Annotated in this window: 13 protein-coding genes and 1 riboswitch; of the genes, 5 read left to right on the top strand and 8 right to left on the bottom strand. The window is 70.1% G+C overall.

Features of this window, described 5'->3' with window-relative positions; genetic code table 11:
* The first annotated feature begins 1 nt into the window (after position 1).
* Both Aco04nite_RS21260 and Aco04nite_RS21255 read left to right on the top strand, forming a co-directional pair.
* Positions 2–2,212 (top strand): putative bifunctional diguanylate cyclase/phosphodiesterase, encoded by a 2,211-nt coding sequence (locus Aco04nite_RS21260; protein ID WP_244876163.1) that lies wholly within the window; start codon positions 2–4, stop codon positions 2,210–2,212.
* On the top strand, positions 2,209–2,817 hold the full coding sequence (locus Aco04nite_RS21255) for an HAD-IA family hydrolase (RefSeq protein WP_212998992.1): 609 nt from the start codon (positions 2,209–2,211) through the stop codon (positions 2,815–2,817). Before Aco04nite_RS21260 ends, Aco04nite_RS21255 begins: the two co-directional genes overlap by 4 nt.
* On the opposite strand, the gene cydC is transcribed toward Aco04nite_RS21255, so the two are convergent.
* From cydC to Aco04nite_RS21240, 3 genes are read right to left on the bottom strand one after another with little or no spacing between them, the layout of a single operon-like run.
* Positions 2,807–6,319, bottom strand: coding sequence for a thiol reductant ABC exporter subunit CydC (gene cydC, locus Aco04nite_RS21250; RefSeq protein ID WP_212998991.1), 3,513 nt, complete (start codon positions 6,317–6,319; stop codon positions 2,807–2,809). The genes Aco04nite_RS21255 and cydC overlap by 11 nt on opposite strands.
* On the bottom strand, positions 6,316–7,296 hold the full coding sequence (gene cydB, locus Aco04nite_RS21245; protein WP_212998990.1) for a cytochrome d ubiquinol oxidase subunit II: 981 nt from the start codon (positions 7,294–7,296) through the stop codon (positions 6,316–6,318). Before cydB ends, cydC begins: the two co-directional genes overlap by 4 nt.
* Before the next feature lie 11 nt (positions 7,297–7,307).
* Entirely contained in the window at positions 7,308–8,699 is a 1,392-nt protein-coding gene (locus Aco04nite_RS21240) for a cytochrome ubiquinol oxidase subunit I (RefSeq protein WP_212998989.1), read from the bottom strand.
* Between the two features lie 75 nt (positions 8,700–8,774).
* Between Aco04nite_RS21240 and Aco04nite_RS21235 the strand changes: the two genes are divergently transcribed.
* From Aco04nite_RS21235 to Aco04nite_RS21225, 3 genes are all read left to right on the top strand, one after another.
* Positions 8,775–9,134 (top strand): BlaI/MecI/CopY family transcriptional regulator, encoded by a 360-nt coding sequence (locus Aco04nite_RS21235; protein ID WP_275411715.1) that lies wholly within the window; start codon positions 8,775–8,777, stop codon positions 9,132–9,134.
* Positions 9,131–10,051 carry a M56 family metallopeptidase gene (locus tag Aco04nite_RS21230; protein ID WP_212998988.1) on the top strand — a complete coding sequence of 307 codons (921 nt, stop codon included), beginning with the start codon at positions 9,131–9,133 and terminating at the stop codon, positions 10,049–10,051. The genes Aco04nite_RS21235 and Aco04nite_RS21230 overlap by 4 nt, the downstream gene beginning before the upstream one ends.
* Before the next feature lie 135 nt (positions 10,052–10,186).
* Positions 10,187–10,322, top strand: a riboswitch (cyclic di-AMP (ydaO/yuaA leader).
* A gap of 14 nt (positions 10,323–10,336) precedes the next feature.
* Positions 10,337–11,326, top strand: coding sequence for a C40 family peptidase (locus Aco04nite_RS21225; RefSeq protein ID WP_212998987.1), 990 nt, complete (start codon positions 10,337–10,339; stop codon positions 11,324–11,326).
* A gap of 336 nt (positions 11,327–11,662) precedes the next feature.
* Here the strand turns inward: Aco04nite_RS21225 and Aco04nite_RS21220 are convergent, their stop codons facing one another.
* The 5 genes from Aco04nite_RS21220 to Aco04nite_RS21200 form a co-directional block, all read right to left on the bottom strand.
* Complete coding sequence (locus Aco04nite_RS21220) at positions 11,663–11,962, bottom strand: hypothetical protein (RefSeq protein WP_212998986.1); 300 nt, start codon at positions 11,960–11,962, stop codon at positions 11,663–11,665.
* Between the two features lie 861 nt (positions 11,963–12,823).
* Positions 12,824–13,714, bottom strand: a complete 891-nt coding sequence (locus tag Aco04nite_RS21215) for an NmrA/HSCARG family protein (RefSeq protein WP_244876162.1) — start codon at positions 13,712–13,714, stop codon at positions 12,824–12,826.
* A gap of 200 nt (positions 13,715–13,914) precedes the next feature.
* Positions 13,915–14,700 (bottom strand): TIGR02452 family protein, encoded by a 786-nt coding sequence (locus tag Aco04nite_RS21210; protein ID WP_212998985.1) that lies wholly within the window; start codon positions 14,698–14,700, stop codon positions 13,915–13,917.
* Between the two features lie 88 nt (positions 14,701–14,788).
* Complete coding sequence (locus tag Aco04nite_RS21205) at positions 14,789–15,292, bottom strand: hypothetical protein (protein WP_212998984.1); 504 nt, start codon at positions 15,290–15,292, stop codon at positions 14,789–14,791.
* An 83-nt stretch (positions 15,293–15,375) separates the two neighbouring features.
* Positions 15,376–15,972 (bottom strand): DUF6368 family protein, encoded by a 597-nt coding sequence (locus Aco04nite_RS21200; protein WP_212998983.1) that lies wholly within the window; start codon positions 15,970–15,972, stop codon positions 15,376–15,378.
* Positions 15,973–15,976 lie beyond the last annotated feature (4 nt).

Genomic DNA, 15,976 nt, shown 5'->3' with positions numbered 1-15,976 from the left:
CATGGGTGGACGAGAGTGGCGTACACGCGCGTCCTGGGTGTTGATCGTGGTTGTCGCCGCCGGCGTGGTCCTGTCCATGGCGAACGCGGGGCTCCGGCCGTACGTGCTGGGGGTGTCGGTCCTGGTTCTTGACGCTCTCGGGGTTGTGGCGAGTGTTCGTGCGGGCCGCCGCGGCGAGGTGTCGGCGTGGCAGATCGTGGCGGGTGGGCGGCTGTGCTCGCTGGTGGTCGGGCTGATGATGACGTGCTGGTCGGTCAGCGGTGGCCAGGGGTTCTGGTGGGCTTCCACGCTCGGGCGGCTCGCGATGTTCGTCCTGCTCGCGGCGGGTCTGGTGTTCGCACCGGCCCGGCGGATGGCCGGGCGCCAGCGGCTGGCGTTCGCGGCGGAGGCCGTCACCGTGCTGGGCGCCGGATTCATGGTCGTCTGGTATTTCGTGGTCGTTCCGACGGTCAGCGCCAGGACACCCTCCACGGAGTGGATCGCCCTGATCGGCTATCCGATCGGTGACCTGCTGCTCATGGTGGCGGTGAGCGTCGTGCTGCTGCGCGGGACGATCTCGAGCGTGTCGAGCCCGCTCACGTTCTTCGTCACCGGTATCACCTGCTACCTCGGCGGCGACGCGCTCTGGTGGGGTCTCTACGCGCACGGCGGTGACACCAACTCGTCGGTCGCGACCGCTTTCCTCGTCATGGGCTCGCTGCTGATGACGGTGTCGGCGCTGCGGTTCGACGCCGTGCCGCCCAAGCCGGTCGCCGCGTCGGCCCGGATCCCGGCGTGGTCGCTGCACCTGCCGATCGCGGCGGTCGCGGTGGGCGGCACGTTGCTGCTGGCCGTGACCGTACGCGAGAACGACCTGCTGCCCTGGGGCGGACTGGTGCTCGGGCTGATCGTGATGACCGCGGCTGTGCTGTTCCGCCAGGTGATCTCGCTGCGCGACAGCCGCGACCTGATCGTCTCCGACGTCCTCACCGGCCTCGCCAACCGCACCGGCCTCGACAACGCCATCACCCGCAGCCTGCGCCGCCACGAACACGGCACCCTCATGCTCATCGACCTCGACGGCTTCAAACTCGTCAACGACGCCTACGGCCACCCCGCCGGCGACCACATGCTCACCACCTTCGCCCACCACCTGCGCGCATCCGTACGCCACACCGACACCTGCGCCCGCATCGGCGGCGACGAATTCGCCATCTGGCTCCCCGGCGCCACCGACGACGCCCGGTCGATCGCCGGGCGCCTGCTGCTCACCCCGTCGGTGCCGCTCGACGACGACGTCGTGCCGATCCGTGCGTCGATCGGCCTGACCTGCGCGGCCGCCGGGCAGGACACGGTCAAGGATCTGATGCGCCGCGCGGACCTGGCCATGTATCACGCCAAGCGCGCGGGAACCCACGGCTGGACGACCTACGACCCCGCGATGACGGACCGCCGCGCCGAGGACGCCGCCCTCGCCGAGGACCTCCAGCACGCCCTCGACCGCGGCGAGCTCCACGTCGTCTATCAGCCGATCGTCGACATGACCACCGGCGGGGCCGTCGGGGCGGAGGCGTTGCTGCGCTGGGAACACCCCACCCGCGGCCCGATCAGCCCGGTGCGGTTCATCCCGCTGGCTGAACGCACGGCAATGATCACCCGGATGGGGTTGTGGGTTCTGGAGCAGGCCCTAACCGTACGGCCCGCCGGCAGTTATATGTCCGTGAACCTGTCGCCGCGGCAGTTGCAGGACCCCACCCTGGTCCATGACGTCCTGTCGATCCTGCACCGCACCGCGACCGCGCCCTCGCGACTGGTCCTGGAGATCACCGAGTCCGCGCTGGTCGACGACACGCACGCCCCGACGTTGCAGGCGCTGCGGGAGCACGGCATCCGGGTCGCGATCGACGATTTCGGTACGGGCTACTCCTCCCTGCAATACCTCACCCGCCTGCCCGTCGACATCCTCAAGATCGACCGCGCGTTCGTGGCGGAACTGAACGGCACACCCGAGGGCCGCGCCATCGCCGAAGCCGTCATCCGCCTCGCCCAGGTCCTGCACCTGACCACCATCGCCGAGGGCATCGAAACCACCGACCAGGCCCTCGAACTGCAGACCCTCGGCTGCACCCGCGGGCAGGGCTACCTGTACGCCAAGCCACTGCCCGCAGCGGATCTGCTCACCGCCATGACCGCCACCCCCACCACGACCACGATCGCGAGGCAGGGCGCATGACGCATCTCCTGATGGACTTCGGCAACGTGATCAGCGCCGACCAGTCCCGTACCGACCTGATGTCGATGGCCCTGGCCGCGGGCATCCCGATGGCCGAGTTCACCGAGCGTTACTGGGAATGCCGCCCGGAGTACGACCGCGGCCTGAGCGCCCTCGCCTACTGGACGGACGTGCTCGGCGCCCCGCCGGGCGGCCAGCGCCTCTGCCACCTCGTGGAGCGCGACGTCTCCAGCTGGCTGGACCTGAACCAGGACACGATGAGCATGCTCGACGACGTGCACGCGGCGGGCGTACCCGTCTCGTTGTTGTCGAACGCACCGCGTGAGCTGGCCAGGGAGCTGGACCGGCACGCCTCCCTGAAGCCCTTCGCCCACCGCCTCTACAGCGCGGACCTGGAAATGATCAAACCCGACCCGGCCATCTACACCCGCGCGGTCGCCGTCCTCGGCGAGGACCCGGCCGACGTCATCTTCGTCGACGACCGCCTGGACAACATCGAGGCGGCGAAGGCCGTCGGTCTGCGCACGATCCACTTCACCGGCATGCCCGAGTGCCACACCGCCATCCGCGAGGCGGCACTCGGCCTCAGGACGGTCACTGCCTGACCCCGGCGGTCTCGGGCGCGGGCGTCAGCCGGCCGTCGCGCAGCTCGTGCACGGCGTCGACGAGGTCGATGCCCTCGGTCCGGTGGGTGAGCAGGAGGACGGTACGGCCCTGCGCCGCGCCGAGCAGGTCGGCCATCAGCTCGCCCGCGCCGGCCTCGTCGAGTCCCTCGGTCGGTTCGTCCAGCACCAGCAGCTCGGGGCCGGCGAGCAGGGCCCGCGCGGTGGCGAGCCGGCGACGCTGGCCGCCCGAGACCGTGCCACCGCCCGCGCCGAGCCAGGTGTCCAGCCCGGCCGGCAGCCCCGCCAGCCACGGACCCAGGCCGACGCGGACCAGCATCGCGGCCAGGGCGTCATCCGTCGCCGAGCGGTCCGCCAGCCGCAGGTTCTCCCGCACGGTCGACGCGAACACATGGTCCGCCTCGTCACCGACCAGGATCGTCCGCCGGGGCCGCGACACCTCCCCGGCACGCGGGTCGAGCAGCCCCGCGAGCACCGCCGCGAGCGTCGATTTGCCCCCACCGGACCGCCCGAGAATCGCGGCACTCCGCCCGTGCGGCACCTCCAGGTCGACGCCGCGCAGCGCCGGCGGCCGCGCCGGGTCCCAGCCCGCGACCAGCCCCCGGACCACTACATCCCCGGACTCCAGGAACACCGGTGTCTCCCGGACCGCGGCTGACGAAGGCCCGTTCCCGACGGCAGCTGACGGGGGCCCGTCCCCGACGGCAGTTGACGGTGGCTCGTCCTCGACGGCGGCGAGGCGGCGCTCGGCACCGGCAGCCCGGCGGCGGGCGACCATGGCGTCCGGCAGCGTGGCGACCGGCTCGCCGAGGGCCACGACGGCAAGCAGCAGGACCGCGGCCCACTCGGCGGAGAGCCCGGCCGTCCGCGCCAGCACGAACGCCGTGCCCGCGACCGCGAAACCCCAGCCGAGCAGGCTGAGCGCCGCGGCGGACCCGGCAGTGCGCGCCGCCCGCGCTTCGAGGTCCTCCAGCTTCCGGCTCCGCCGATCCGGTACGCCCAGCGCCCCGTCCCCGCGTACCGCCAGCTCCTCGATGCCCTCGACCGACTCGACAACCGCGTCGCGCAGTTCCGCACGGGCCTGCCCGGTCGCGGCCTCGACCCGGCCGGCCTGCCATCCGGCGAGCGCGGGGGCGGCGACCGCGGAAACGAGCAGCCCCACCCCGAGCGGCACCACCAGCCACGGCGTCACCCCGACGGCGACCGCCGCCGTGACCACCAGGGTGACCGCCGCGGACAGGATCGGCAGCCGCCCGCGCAGCAACCCGTCCGTCCGCGCGTCGACGTCGTCGGCGATCCGGGTGAGCAGGTCACCGCGCCGCCGCAACCGGGGCCCGGGCACCCGCGGGATCAGTCCCGCGTAGACCCCGGACCGCCACTGCGCGAGCCTGGCGAACGCGACATCGTGCGCCACCAGCCGTTCCAGGTACCGCAGCAACGGGCGGGCCACAGCCGACCCGCGGACCAGGACCACGGCGGTCGACAGGGTCAGCACCGGTGGCAGGGTCGCCGCCCTGACGAGCAACCAGGCGGCCGCCCCCGTCAGCACGATCCCCGCCAGCGACGACGCCACCCCGAGCCCCACGGCCGTCCCCACCGACAGCAACTTTGTCCTAGGACGCTCTGCGGGCTGTGCGCCACCCGACGCCAGGGAACGTCGCGCCGGGCCCGGCAAGGTGGCCGTCCCGCGCAACTCCGGGAGGGAAGAAAGATCGGCCAGGTCCGCGGGGACCGCCAAGCCGGACTGATCGGCCAAGCCGGACTGATCGGCCAAGCCCGAGTGGTCGGCCAAGCCCGAGGGACCGGCTGGAGCTGAGGCAGTGGTCAGGCCTGATGCAGCGGCCGGGGCCGAGGGAGTGGCCGGGGCTGAGGGAGTGGCGAGGACTGAGGGGGCGGGAACGGCTGAGGGGGGTGTGATTTCGACGGTGCGGTCGGCGGCGGTGAGGAGGGCGGGGCGGTGGGCGACGACGAGGATGGCGCAGCCTCGGGTGGCGGCTTCGCGCAGGAGTCCGATGACGGTGCGTTCGGATTCGGGGTCGAGGTGGGCGGTGGGTTCGTCGAGGAGGAGGACCAGGGGTTCGCGGGTGGCGGCGCGGAGCAGGGCTGCGAGGGCGAGGCGCTGGCGCTGGCCGGAGGAGATGCCGGAGCCGTGTTCGCCGAGGACCGTTGCGGGGTCGAGTTCGGTGTCGAGGCCGACCGTGGCGAGGGCGGTGCGGATGTCGGCCGGGGGGAGGCCGGGGAAGACGTCGGCGACCGTGCGGATGTGGGGGAGGGCGGGACGCTGGGGGAGGTAGAGGACGCCGGGGCCGTTGAGTTCGATGCGGCCGGTGCCGGTGCCGGTGCCGGGGGACAGCGGGTGCAGGCCGGCCAGGACGCGCAGGGCGGTGGTCTTGCCCGCGCCGGACGGGCCGTGCAGGGCCACGATCTCGTGGTCGCGGACGGCGAGGGCGTCGAGGGCCAGGGCGTCGTGGGCGGCGTCCTCGTAGCGCACCCGCAGCCGGGTCGCGAAGAGGCTGGGCCGGGGGCTGTAGGCGGCGGTCAGGGGAAGGTAGCCGGTGTCGTCGATCAGCACCTCGTCCACGTCTCCGATCACGGCGGTTGCGTCCGCGCTTGCATGGAACCGGGCCGCCATCTCACGCAGCGGCCGGTAGGCCTCGGGGGCCAGGAGGATGACCAGCAGGGCCGCTCCCAGCTGCATGCCGCCGCTCGCGACGCGCAGGCCCGCCTCGACGGCGATGAGACCGACGGACAGGGTGCCCACCAGGTCCAGTGCGGTCGAGGAGAGGAAGGCCACGCGCAACACGCGTACGGTCGCGATGCGATGTTTTTCCGTCATGTCGCGCACGACGGCGGTCTGGCGTTCCGCGCGGCCGAACACACGCAGGGTGGGCAGGCCACGGACGACGTCGAGGAAGTGGCCGGCGAGGCGCGCGTCGGCGGCCCACGCCTGGTCCGCGCGTTTCTGGGTGGCCCAGCCGATGAGCGCGCCGAGCACCGGCAGCAGCGGCAGCGTGACCAGCGCGATGAGGGCGGACGCCGGGTCGACGAGCGCCATCGCGACGAGCACCAGGGGTGGGAGCGCGACGCCGAGCACGAGCGCGGGCAGGTATCCGGAGAACCAGGGGCGCAGGGAGTCGAGGCCGCCGGTGAGCGCCGCGATCAGCCGGCCGCTGCCGAAGCGCGCCACCCAGGCCGGGCCGTGCGCGAGGGTGGCGGTGAGGGCCGAGCGCCGGAGTTCGCCGATGACGCGGGCGGCGGTGCGCTGCGCGACGACCTGCTCGGTCCAGGTGAGTGCCGCGCGCAGGACGAAGGCGAGGGCGAGCAGGGCGACCGCGTCGTGCCCGGTGACCGTCCGGGCCAGGGCCACTGCGACGAGCACGGTGGTGGCGGCTTGCGCTGCCCCGATCAAGGACAGGACACCGATTCCCGTACGCCCGGAGCGCGCATGCCGCAGCAGCCGCGCATCGATCGGCCCGCGGCTCATGAGGGCACCCGTTCGCTCGACACCCGCTTGCGGAACACCCAGTAGGAGAACGCCTGATACACGAGTACGCCGGGGAGCACGACGACGCCCACGACGGTGATCAGTTTCAGGGCCGAGCCGGTGGCCGCCGCTCCGGTCATCGTCAGGGACCACGCCGGGTTCAGCGTGCTGCGCAGGACCACCTCGCCGTGATGGGTGAACACCGCGACCACCGCGCCGGCCACCCCGGCTGCTGTGCCGGCGAAGGCGAGCATCTCGCGACCCGTGCGGGCGATCAGCGTGATGATCAGCGACAGGGCCGCGGCGGCCAGCATGAGCCAGGAGCCGGTGACGATGCCGAGCACGGCCAGCACCGCCGTGCCGGTGGACGCTATCGCGAAGGTGGCGCGCTGTGCGCGTACATGGACGGGTCCGGTGGTGCGCAGTGAGAGGAACGCCGCACCGAGCAGGAGGGCCGCGAACAGCGCGAGGATCGCACCTGCCAGGGCGGGCCAGGAGGCGAGCGGGCCGAGGCTGCGGCTCAGGCCGGTGCCGGTGACCTGGCCGTCGGCGCCGACCGCGAGGCCGTGGGTGAGGACGCCGAGGATCGCGCCCCAGAGCAGCACGATGCCGGCCGAGCTCGCGGTCAGGGCCGCGTCGCAGAGCTGCCGCCAGCGGGTGCCGTCGCCCTTGCCGCGGAACTCCAGGGCGACGCCGCGGATCGCGAGCAGCAGCAGGATGGCGACCATGGGCAGGTAGAGGGCCGAGAGCAGGGCGGCGTACCAGTCGGGGAACGCGGCGAAGGTGACGCCGATCGCGGCGACCAGCCAGACCTCGTTGCCGTCCCAGAACGGGCCGACCGTCCGCACGACGGCGCCGCGTTCGTGGTCGTTACGGCCGAGGGCGGGGCCCAGGATGCCGACGCCGAAGTCGAAGCCCTCGAGGACGAAGAACAGCACCCAGCAGAGGACGAGCAGCGAGAACCAGAGTGTGATCATCGTGGGTGTCCTTAGTAGACGGGAGCTTCGTCGGCAACCGGCGCGGGTTCATCTTTCGATGGGGCGAGGGGCTGCCGGGAGAGGTGGCGGACGAGGCGGTACCAGACGACGGCGACGATGCCGTAGATGAGCGCGAACCCGATCAGCGACGCGATCACCTCCGCGCGGGTCAGGCCGGGGGAGATGCCGTCGGCGACCTTGGAGATGCCGAACGCGATCCAGGGCTGGCGGGCGGTCTCGGTGAAGATCCAGCCGACCGTGTTGGCCGCGGCGGGCAGCAGCGGGATCAGCGGCAGGAACCGGATCAGCTGCCGGTCGTGCCAGCGTTTCGGCTCGCGGCCCCTGCGTGTCGACCAGAGGTAGTACGCGGCGATCACCATGGCCGCCATGCCGATGCCGATCATCAGGCGGAACGCCCAGAACGCGACCGGGATCATCGGGATGTAGCTGCCCGGGCCGTACTGCGCGGTGTACTGCTCCTGCAGGTTGTTGATGCCCTGCACGGTGGAGTGCGGGTCGCCGGTGGCGAGGATCGACAGCAGGTAAGGGATGTCGACGGTGAAGTACGGCTCGCTGCCGTCGAGTTTGCCCAGCGCGAACGCGGAGAACGGCGCGCCGGTCGTCGTCTCGTAGAGTGCCTCGGCGGCGGCCATCTTCATCGGCTGGACCTCGGTCATGACCTTGCCGAGGTGGTCGCCGGTGATCGCGGTGAACGCCCCGCCGAGCACGGTCAGCCAGGCACCGAGCCGGGCGAGCGTACGGAATCCGGCCTCTGCCGTGGCCTTGAAGCGCCACACGCCGATGGACAGCAGCAGTGAGCCGCCGACCATGATCGCGCCGGCCAGGGTGTGCGGGAACGCCGCCAGGTTCACCTTGTTGAGCAGCAGCTCGCCGAAGTCGTCCAGGTGGGCGCGCCCGGTGACCGGGTCGATCGAGTACGCCACCGGGTGCTGCATGAACGAGTTGGCGGCAAGGATGATGAAGGCGGACAGTACGGTGCCCACGGCGACGATCACGATGGTCGCGGCGTGCACCTTGCGGGGCAGCCGGTCCCAGCCGAAGTACCACAGCGCGAGGAACGTGGCCTCGAGGAAGAACGCGAGCATCCCCTCGATCGCCAGCGTGGGGCCGAAGACGTCGCCGTAGAACTTGGCGAAGTTGCTCCACCCCATGCCGAACTGGAATTCCTGCACGAGCCCGGTCACCACGCCGACGGCGAACGTGACGATGAGCAGCTTGCCGACGAACTTGGTCAGGTCGCGGTACTTGTCGTTCCTCGTGCGCAGCCAGGTCAGTTGCAGCCCGGCCGCGGTGGCGGCGAGGCTGATCGACAGCGGCACGAAGAAGTAGTGGTAGATCGTCACGACCGCGAACTGGAGCCGGGTCAGGTCGAGCACGTCCACGTGTTGCCCCCTCTACGACGTCTCGTAGTAGATACTACGTCTTGTAGTACGACGCTGTGCAGTAGACTGGCTCACATGGCACTGGGGGACCTCGAACGCGACGTCATGCGGCAGTTGTGGGACGCGGGGGAGCCGCTGACCGTCCGGCAGGTCCACGAACGGCTCAGCGGGGAGCGCGGGCTCGCGTACACCACGGTCATGACCGTTCTTGATCGGCTCGCCAAGAAGGGTGTGGTCACGCAGCAGAAGGCCGACCGCGCCTACCGCTACGCACCCGCGCAGTCGCGCGAGGAGATGACCGCGGCGCTCATGCTCGACGCGCTCGGCACGGCCCCGGACGCCGCCGCCCGCGACGCGGCTCTGGCACACTTTGTCGGGCGGATCGACCCGTCCGCGCTCGAGGCCGCGATCGAGGCTGCGAAAAGGAGACCGTGACCGCACTGCTGCTCGGCGCGCTGGGGCTGACCCTGTCGCTCGCCGTGCCCGGGATCCTCGCGCACGCGCGGTGGCCCGGACGTGCGCCGGTCGCCGCGATCGTGTTGTGGCAGAGCATCACCCTCGCCGGCATCCTCTGCGCGCTGGGCGTGGTGCTGGCCGGCCCGCAGGAGCTCATCGACGAATTCGGCTCGGGCAAGCCGGTCGGCGTTGCGGCACTGATCGCCGCGCTCGCGGTCGCCACCTTGATCATCATTCGGCTGCTCGTCTCGCTGGCCGGTGTGAGCTATCGCTCACGCACGCGCCGGGCCCGCCACCGGATGCTCGTCGACCTGCTCGACAGCGCCGAGCGCCACGGAGCGTTGCCGGCCGAGGTCCCCGACGGGCTGCGTGTGCTCGACGGGCCGCTACCGTTCGCCTACTGCCTGCCGGGGCGGCGCCCGCGCGTGGTGCTCAGCGGGGGAGCGCTGCAGGTGCTCGACAGCTCGCAGGTCGGCGCCGTGATCGCCCACGAGCAGGCGCACCTGCGGTATCGCCACGACCTCGTCATGGAATCGTTCACGGCGTTCTATCGTGCCGTGCCGCGGCCTTTGCGTAGTCGTGCGCCGCTCGACGCCGTACATCTGCTGCTCGAAATGGCCGCTGACGATGCCGCCAGGCAGCGAAACGGAGCGGAACCACTACGAAGCGCATTGTCGGTGCTGAGTGACGCCGTCAGTCCCGAGGTGCCGGACGAGATCGCGTCGGGAGCCACTGTGGAGCGTCATCGCCGGCTCGATCGGCTGGCCGGCGCGGACACCCGGTCCGTTGCGCTGACGGTGCTCGCCTCGGCCATGGCCGCCGGGCTGCTGGTACTACCCACAGTGATCCTCGTGGTGCCCTGGCTTGACAGGGCCCTCACAGCGTGGCCCCTTTAAACCTTCATTAATTACTGTCCGTCACTGGGCGTTACGTGTAGTTAGTGATGCTAACGACGGGTTCTGTTTGTCGAAGATCGGGAGTACGGTGGTGCGCGATCCGTCGGTCCCCCCTCGTCCGAACCCGGGCGAACTGACGGGTCACCGCCTAATCGTGCACCACGAGCCGGGGACCCATGATTCACGGGGTTAAGCCGCAGCACCATCGCGGCCGGGCGCGCTTCCCGTCCGAACCCGACAGCTAACCCGGTCGGCGGCTGAGGGAAGAAAGGACACAGCACCTACGTGAAACGGATTGGGGCGCCCCGCGCCGCAGTTCTGCGCAGTCTGCTCTGTGTCGTCGCCGCCATCGGGGTCGTGCTCGTTCCCGGGGTGGCAAACGCGACGCCGACGCCCTCGAGCATCGAGAAGCAGATCGACGAGCAGTGGAACAAGCTCGAGCCGCTCATCGAGCAGTACAACAAGGTGCACAACGAGCTCATCAAGAACCGTGCACAGCTCAAGAAGATCAACGCCAAGCTGGAGCCCCTCCAGCTCGAAGTTGACCTGGCCATGTCACAGGTCGGTGGCATGGCTTCCGACGCGTACATGCGGGGCTCACCGGGCGCGCTGCAGTCGATGGTCGTCACGGGATCGCCGACCGGTCTGACCGAGAAGCTGCTCTATCTCGACCAGATCGCACGGCACCAGGACGAGCAGGTGGCGGGCGTGCGCGAGCTGCGCGACAAGTACGCGAAGGACCAGCAGGATCTGCAAACTCTCACGGATGACGTCGCGGCCCGCGACAAGGACCTCGGCACCCGTAAGAACCAGATCCAGAAAAAGGTCGACGACCTGCAGAAGTTGCGGGTCGAGGCCTACGGTGCCACCGGCGCCGACGACGGGCCGCTGAAGACGGGCCCCTGTCCTGTGACCTACACGCAGGAGAAGGGCAACATCGCGGCCCAGAAGGCCTGCGACCTGATCGGCAAGCCTTACATCTTCGGTGCTGAGGGTAGCGCGGGCTATGACTGCTCGGGCCTGACCAAGGTTGCCTGGGCAGCGGTCGGGGTTCACCTCGACCACTACACGGGTGACCAGGTCCAGTCCGGCAGAGCCGTCAGCCGGGCCAACCTGCAGGTAGGAGACCTGGTCTTCTACGGCAGCCCGGTGCACCACGTGGCGATCTACATCGGTGGGGGCAAGATCGTCCATGCCCCGCACACCGGTGATCATGTCCGCATGGCGGGCATCGATTATCCGGGCACACCATCGGCCTACCGCAGGCCTGCCTGATCGTCGCCGTAGCAGAAAGAGCCGCCACCCCCGTGGCGGCTCTTTTGCTTCCTACCGCCGGGTACGGTGGCTGGCGTGACCGTTTTTGAGCACAACGGCGACCGCTCGGTGTTGCCGCACGGCGACCTGCACCACGAGAACGTCCTGGCCGGCACCCGAGCGCCATGGCTGCGGACGGGCTGGGTGTCGCGGTCGACCGGGTCGTGGCCTGGGGATCCGCCCAGGCCGTCCGCTCCGAGATCCGGAACGGCGAGGGCGGCGCCACGGCCCCGGCCGGGCGCTGCAGGTCGCGCTCGCCCTCCGCCCCCGGTTGTGAGAACGGGCCACCTTGTAGACCTACCACTCGCGCCACTCATCGGTGATCACATGGCGAGTCATGCGATGCCGGCCGGCCAGCGCGTCCACATCAATACCGGCGTCCTGCAGCCGCCCCCCGATATACCCGCACAGCTGGTCACGTTCCTCGGTCTCGTACGCTGCTCCGTCGAACCGGGCGTTGACCACGTTGAGCGCCTTCACCGTCCGCTCGACGACCGCAAAGATGTCCGTGTCGGTCGCCGATTCCCAGCGATGATTGACCAGGTCGGCGACGTCCACCTCGAATCGGGTGAGAGCCTTGTCCGTCTCGGCGAGCATCCCCCGGGAAACAGGCGAGACGCAAACGCGTCGTCCGGGTCGAGTGTGCCCGCCGCGATCCCAGCCGCTCCACCATGATCGGCAGGTTAGCTGCCCTCTGGCGTCCCCATGTGGAGAAGGTGTCGGTAGGCATCCGGATCACGGGCGGGGTGGATCACCCTTTCCCTAGCTGACGCTGGTGGCGTTCTGAGCGTGGATCGTCTTGCCGTGTGCGTCCGGCTTGTTTACCAATGACGGCGCCCGAGTGGTCGCGGAGCCCGCCAGCTCCACCCACTGGCCGCGACCGGGTTGCCGCAGTCCGTGCCGCGTGGCTGAATGTTGCGCCGGACACCGGTATCCGAGAAATTTCTGCGGTGTCTCTCCTCAAAACCGGCCAATCACGTCCGAGGCGAAGGACATATGTTTCCTGGCCAGACGTGATTGGCCCACGCTTGACAACTGACGCCGCAGAAGATTGCGGCATAGTCGGCTTCGGCGCAACTTCGTGCCCCGTGGCCAGATCCTGCCGCCCTCGCCACCTACTGCGAACGGATCAAAGGCTCAGGGCACCAGGCCGGCGGTGGCGGTTCCCAGTGAGCCGACGTCAGGCGATGCCGCATCCTGCGTCCGAATCTTTCGCGACATGCCCGTCGGCGCGCGTCCGGGCCACCGCCGCCGGTGTACCTCATCACCTCGACCCCGCCGGTGGACCGAAACGGCACCCACCCCGGCGGGTCGGCCAGACGAGGCGGCTCATCCTGGTCGTTCAACCTCACATGACAGGGGCATGCGGATAGTGCCCGTCGTCATTCGCAGAGCCGCATCTAACGACGAACACCCGGCGCGGACAGGCCGGCCTGGGCGTTCCTTGCGGACGGGGGCTCAGGGGGCAACCGCGTTCGTGGGTACGGTCCAGCCGATGGCCCGGATCCACTCGGCCAGGTCCAGGGTGGCCGGCTCGATCGCCCGTACCACCGCGAGGTCCGCTGGGTGTTCCGCCGCTTGCGCGAACTGGCGGAACATTGCCCTGTCGAGTTCGCTGGGGAGAACGGTCAGTGGCAGGGCCTCGTAACGTGCCGGGAGTCCGGCGCGTGCGCCGAACGCTGCGGCGATCTGGGGGCCTGTCAGCTCGTCGGCGACGAGGTCGATGGCTCCGCCGGGCGCATCGGCGGTGTCGAGCAGGACCGCGGCGGCGATCCGGCCGATGTCCCTGACCGAGATCATTTTCACGGCGACGTCCTCCGCCAGCGGCAGCCTCAGCACGATCTTCCCGTGCTCCAGGCTCGGTGCCATCACGCTCGCGAAGCCTTCCATGAAAGCGGCCGGGCGGACCATCGTGGCCCTCAGGCCGGACTTCCCCAGGTGCTCCTCGATCCAGTGTTTCGAGTCGTGGTGTGGCACACCCGTCTCCTGGTCCGCCCCGAAGACCGAGTTGAACACGACGTGCGGGACGTGTGCCGCGACCGCCGCGTCGACGAGCGCGGTGCCGACGCGGATCTCCGCCTCGACCTCGTCGAGGCTGTTCGCCTCCGGGGTCATGAAGTGGAACGCCTCGACCGTCGCCAGCGCGTCGGCCAGCGACGCCGGGTCGTCGATCCGGATGGCCGCCAGCTCGACACCGCGGGCGGCCAGTGCCTGAGCCCGCCCGGACTCGGGGTCACGGACCAGAGCCCGCACCCGCGCCCCGCGGTCCAGCAGCGCGTCGACGACCGCTCCACCCTGTTGTCCCGTCGCACCGAAGACTGCGATCGTGCCGTTCACCTGCGTGTTCATTCATGTCACCCTTCACTGGTTCATGCCATGAACTAAACTAGTTCATGGCATGAACATCGTCAAGGCGCGGGCGTACCGGGACCCTGCGGTGCGACGGGCAGGTTCGACGTGTCCACGATGGCGGCAGCGACGCGCTCGAAGTCGCGAACCTTCGGTTCGTTCAGGTGCGCGCCCGGCGATCACGGAGAGCCGGGGCGTGGTCAGGTCGTGGTCAGGCGGGCGAAGGCCGCATACGTCGGGGTGTCCCGCCCGGGGTCGAGGACCGCGAAGGTCACCTGCTCGAACCATGGACTCGCCTTCAGTGCCCCGGCGAAAGCGGACGCCACCTCGACCGGGTCGTTGCCGAACACGCCGCAGCCCCAGGCGCCCAGCACCAGCCGGCGGTGGCCGTTCGCCGCGGCCACCCGCAGCACGCGTCGGGCCCTGCGGGCCAGGATCTCGGGCACCTCGGCCAGCCGCTCGGGCTGGCTGCGTGCGATCGCTGCCCGGTTGGGGGCCGCTGCGGTCAGGAAGGAAACCGGATATGCGGCCGGGAGCAACTCGCCGCGATCGTTTCGGAAGACCGGTACGGCCGGTGAGTAGATCACCCGGTCGCTGTAGGTCAGTTCGGGACGGGCGCGGTGATGGGCGTAGAAGTCGCCTGCTGCGAGCAGGGTCGGGTAGAGCGCCGAACTTCGGGCCACGCTCTCCTCCTGGGCCTTGGCGCCATTGAGGAAACCGCCACCCGGGTTACGCGCCGAGGCGAAGACCAAGCAGGCGAGGTCGCCGCCGAGGCGTCGGGTGGCTGTCAGTGTCGACTCGTTGGTCACCTGGATGATCGGTGCGCCAGTGACCGGCGGTGGCTCGGCGATCACCTCATCCGGGACGTAGAGCCGGGTGCCGGCCACCGACCTGGTCACTTGATCACCGAGACTCACCCCGGCATAGCCACCGCGTTCCGCGATCGCCACACTCTCGCGGGCGATGGCCCGCAACCTGCTACTCACCCCGGCATCATGACCGTACGACACCGGAGGCCGCCACCGAAAAACCGCGCCGATGTGCGTCCGTGGCCGCGAACGCCGACGCGACGGTTCAGGTGTCCAGGAGGCGGGCAGCCTCGCCGATGGTGGCCACGAACTCGTCCGGAGGCACCCGGGCCACGAAGATCTCGCTACGGGACGGCCGACGGATCCGGCAGGCAATGACAAGCACTTCGTCGAGCCAGGTGTACGTCTCCACGTCGTCGAGGATTTCGTCCCAGTGGCTCAACAGCCAGAATCGCTCCCGGAACTCGCTCCCGTTCGCGTTCAGCAGCCGGAAGATTTCCGCGGGCGACCGCCAGGGAAACGGGCACCGGGGGACCTGCCGCCGCCGGACCAGCTCGGCGGCCGACCGCATGTGGTGGACGAGCGTCGGCGTGTAAGCGGTGTTGTCGTGGCTCGTGAGCTGTTTGCCGCCCGCCCAGAGGTCAACGACACGGAAGTGGGAGGCCTGAGTCTGCCCGGCCTCCACGAGATAGGCGGGAAGCCCGCAGACCTCGACCGCGAACGTGTCCCGGTGACCGAAGGGCTGCATCGCCGGCTTGCCGTCAGTCATCGCATGATGATGCCCGGAATTCCACTGTGCCTCGACCGGATTTCCTGATCGGTGGCGATCCCGGCGCACGGGCCCGAGTCGTTTCACTTCACCATGCGGAACAGTGGATGCCGTAACCACGAGGTGAGCAGATCGGCATCGACGACATGGGACATCGAAACTTCGCCGCCCGCGGTGCGGTACGGGATCTCGTGCCGGCGGCCGGCCAGGGTCGCGATCGTTGCCCTCGAGAGGTCTTGCCATTCCTGGAGGCCGACGCCCGACTCCAGCGCTGCCAGACCGGAGACGCCTCGTGGTGGGGGCACCGGGAGCCACCCGCCGAGGTCGATGAGGCCCCCGTACCGCCGGGCGATCGCCACCGCGAGGTGGGCGAGAAAGCGGTGGTCGTCCCTGCCGTTGACGGCTGCGGCCAGGACCACCTCGCTGCCGGGCGGGAACCCGAGGGCGCGCTCCATGCATGCCGCCTCCTCGGCGTCCTCACCCTCGTAGGCGATCGGCTCGATGAGCATCGGCCCGGTCTGCACCGGGCTCTCCATGCCCAGGCGACGCGGCTCCCGGAGCAGCCACGAGTTGCCGGCGGTATCGGGAGTGAGTGACTCCGCGAGCCAGCCGTGGAACTCATTGAGATGGCCCGCCGTGAACGGGTCAGGTGTCAGAACTCCAGCAGTAGGACCGGCCATGTGA

The sequence above is a fragment of the Winogradskya consettensis genome, from assembly GCF_018332715.1.
Lineage (GTDB): Bacteria > Actinomycetota > Actinomycetes > Mycobacteriales > Micromonosporaceae > Actinoplanes > Actinoplanes consettensis.
The sequence above is the reverse complement of the archived record's forward strand: the minus strand, read 5'-3'. Positions and strand labels throughout refer to the sequence as shown.

Bases quoted from the DNA above. Each gene is read 5' to 3' on its own strand.
- Aco04nite_RS21260 (WP_244876163.1), top strand. From the start codon at position 2: ATGGGTGGACGAGAGTGGCGTACACGCGCGTCCTGGGTGTTGATCGTG.
- Aco04nite_RS21255 (WP_212998992.1), top strand. From the start codon at position 2,209: ATGACGCATCTCCTGATGGACTTCGGCAACGTGATCAGCGCCGACCAG.
- cydC (WP_212998991.1), bottom strand. From the start codon at position 6,319: ATGAGCCGCGGGCCGATCGATGCGCGGCTGCTGCGGCATGCGCGCTCC.
- cydB (WP_212998990.1), bottom strand. From the start codon at position 7,296: ATGATCACACTCTGGTTCTCGCTGCTCGTCCTCTGCTGGGTGCTGTTC.
- Aco04nite_RS21235 (WP_275411715.1), top strand. From the start codon at position 8,775: ATGGCACTGGGGGACCTCGAACGCGACGTCATGCGGCAGTTGTGGGAC.
- Aco04nite_RS21220 (WP_212998986.1), bottom strand. From the start codon at position 11,962: ATGCTCGCCGAGACGGACAAGGCTCTCACCCGATTCGAGGTGGACGTC.
- Aco04nite_RS21215 (WP_244876162.1), bottom strand. From the start codon at position 13,714: ATGAACACGCAGGTGAACGGCACGATCGCAGTCTTCGGTGCGACGGGA.
- Aco04nite_RS21205 (WP_212998984.1), bottom strand. From the start codon at position 15,292: ATGACTGACGGCAAGCCGGCGATGCAGCCCTTCGGTCACCGGGACACG.
- Aco04nite_RS21200 (WP_212998983.1), bottom strand. From the start codon at position 15,972: ATGGCCGGTCCTACTGCTGGAGTTCTGACACCTGACCCGTTCACGGCG.